Source organism: Novosphingobium sediminicola, assembly GCF_014196525.1.
Lineage (GTDB): Bacteria > Pseudomonadota > Alphaproteobacteria > Sphingomonadales > Sphingomonadaceae > Novosphingobium > Novosphingobium sediminicola.
On sequence record NZ_JACIDX010000047.1, the window covers coordinates 1 to 2,836 of the forward strand.

Annotated in this window: 1 protein-coding gene and 1 pseudogene; both read right to left on the reverse strand. The window is 57.8% G+C overall.

All coding sequences use genetic code 11. From position 1 onward, the window contains the following. Positions 1–108: 108 nt before the first annotated feature. Positions 109–2,088: a reverse transcriptase domain-containing protein gene (locus GGR38_RS23885; RefSeq protein ID WP_183629504.1), complete on the reverse strand. Its 1,980-nt coding sequence runs from the start codon at positions 2,086–2,088 to the stop codon at positions 109–111. A 496-nt stretch (positions 2,089–2,584) separates the two neighbouring features. Beyond that, positions 2,585–2,836 (reverse strand): annotated as a pseudogene (locus GGR38_RS23890) (DUF932 domain-containing protein); the annotation flags it as partial.

Genomic DNA, 2,836 nt, shown 5'->3' on the forward strand with positions numbered 1-2,836 from the left:
ATCCCCAGCGTTTTGGAACCCACTTCCGAGTTCCAGTCGGGTAGGGGCGAAGATACCTGTACGGATATCCTCTTCCCCTCCCACGAAACCGGACTTGATGCTTTCACATCATCCGGCTTCTACTTCCGACCTCTTGTTGTCCAGCCGAGCCTGAAGCGTACCCATATGCAGCGCGTAGTGACACGGGCGGCAGAGCACGATCCGTTTCCGGTGCCGTGCCGAACGCATCCGCGCCATGAGCGAGAGATGGGCAACGTCGCTGAGCCTGCGTGCATGGTGAACCTCCAACGGCTCATCCGTGGGGCCGCATGCCTCGCAATGTCTCGCCCGAAGACGATCCAGCCAGTCGGTCCGGGTCAGATGGATAGGCCGCGCCCTCCCCTGATCGACCCGACTGTCGCGATTGATACGATCCGTCCGGATGTGCTTCAGTTTGAACACCCGCACGAAGCGGCGACGTTCGTTCGCCTCAAACCATAGACCGTGATCCCCATCGACGACAGAGAGCAGTTTCTCACAGACGCGGACGATGCTGCATTTGTGTTTGCACGCCAGCGTCTTCACCAGACTGAACCACCAGATATGATAAACCCGCGAGAGTTCATCTTTCCAGCAGGAGCCCAGCTTGTAATATTCTGCCAAGCCACGCATCCACGAGTTGTATAGCACGATGATTTCCGCATCTGAACTGTAGGCCAGTTCAGGGCGGTGCGTGCCCCGGTTCTCGTGGAGATTGCCGAGCCGATGTTGCTCAGCGAATGCCGCCAGCTTTGCGAGTGGTGCATGAAGCTGGATCGACCGTGCGGCATCCCGTTTCAGGACCGGTCGCGACATATACGTTTGGCGTTGAACTCGCCCGGACGTATGCGTGCGCACAGTATATCCCAAGAAGGATGCCCCGTCGTCCGCTTTGCGAATACCGCTCTTCTGCTCCGATGTCTTCAGGCCGAGATGCTGGGCAAGATAGCCCTTCACCTCTTCCATCACGTCTCGGGCCTCCTGCTTGGTGCCGATCAGACCGATAAGGAAATCATCGGCATATCGAACATATCGCAGTCGGCGGAAGCCGGGATCGGTTAGATCCTTTGACGGCAGCGAACGCGCAGCGGTTAGTAGCTCCTCGACCTTCTCCAGACACTTTTGCGCTTCAGGTTCGTTGCCTTGCGCGCGCAATGCCGGAATGCGGTGCCGTCGAAGATAACTGGCCCGCAATTGTAACCGACTATAATCCGGATTTACCTTCCTCGTCTGACCACGGTCGAACCGCAACCGGCAGGTTTCCATGAACTCGTCGAGTTCGTGGAGGTAGATGTTGGCAAGGAGAGGTGAGATCACCCCACCCTGTGGCGTGCCGCTAAACGTTGCGTACCAGCGCCAATCGGCCATGTAGCCAGCTTTGAGCATCCCCTTGATCAGCCTAAGGAACCGCGCATCATCGATACGCTTCTCCAGCAGCCTCAGGAGGATGTCATGGTCGATATTGTCAAAGAACCCCTCGACATCGACCTCCACCAGCCACACCACGCCATGCCACGTGCCCTGAATATGATCCAAAGCGGTATGACATGAGTGTTCCGGACGAAAGCCATGCGAGCGTTGGGAGAAAACCGGTTCATAGATTTGTTCAAGAACCAGCTTCACCGCAGCCTGCACGAGCTTGTCGTCGGCGGTCGGAAGCCCCAACGGGCGTGTCTTCCCGTTGGGTTTGGGGATATTGACCCGCCGGACCGGGGAGAAACGGTAAGTCCCATCCAAAACCCGCGCCATCAGCCCTTCGATCCTCGCCAGCGAGATGCCATCGAGTGTATTCCTGGGGTCGATGCCGGGCGTCAGACTGCCCTTGTTAGGAGCAATCGCCTCATAGGCCGTTTCCCAGATTTTGGGGCAGCCTAGAAGACGAAATAGACCGTTGATCCGTTTCCCCTGCCGCGACAGATCGGCAAGAGAGGATAACCGCCTTTCCACAACTTCGGTTCGCATCAGCGTACCTCCAATGTCATCATAAGGTTTGATCATCCTGTCGGAAGCGCCGTCCTTTACCCGGTCAGCGGGCATCCCCGTTCCGGTTTCCCGGTTCGTTTCAACCATGACCGTCCGCAATGTCGCGGCTGTCCCGGGCATTACCCCGGGCATTTGGCTAATATGACGGCTCCGTCGCCACGTGGGACTATGGAAATAGCCCACAGAGACGATCCCGTGATGTCCGTAATCATGAGATACGATGCGGGAGGGTGCCTCGTTCGACCTTTGCTCCCGAGCAGGGAGTGGGGGACGCGACTGGATCGTGGATCGGCGTACTGCTGTCACCGCCACCGTCGTCCGACGCCACCTTAGCCATTGTTGTAGCGCCACCGGCTTCAAGTCCCAAGTCTGAGGTTCAGGCAATTCAGCTTTCACCCTTCGCATCTTGCCCTGACCACGCCCCATCCCAAATGGCAGGATGGGGAACGGCCTTACTCCCGACATGCTATTGTCCCCCGCCGGGTTTCCCCGGTTGCAACTGTTACCAGTCGAGGTAAGTCGGGTGGGCACGGTCATTTCCAGTTCGACCGACGGTCAGAGACCGTACTCAATGAAAACAGCGCTCACGGCGCACGCAATAAAATCCCCTGAAATAGATATCCGGCTCGCCATTGGGCAGATGGCCCGCGACAATCGGGTTGCGATCATCGACCAGGAACAGGAACACGTCGCGATCGGACGCATAGAGCGTGGTCGTTTCCCTGGTGATATCGACATTGGGATTGTAGCGCATGTTGGACCAGTCAATGGTCCCCGGGACTTTCCAGCGCGTATCACCGGTGCCGTCTCCTGCAAAATTCATCACCGCCGCAAC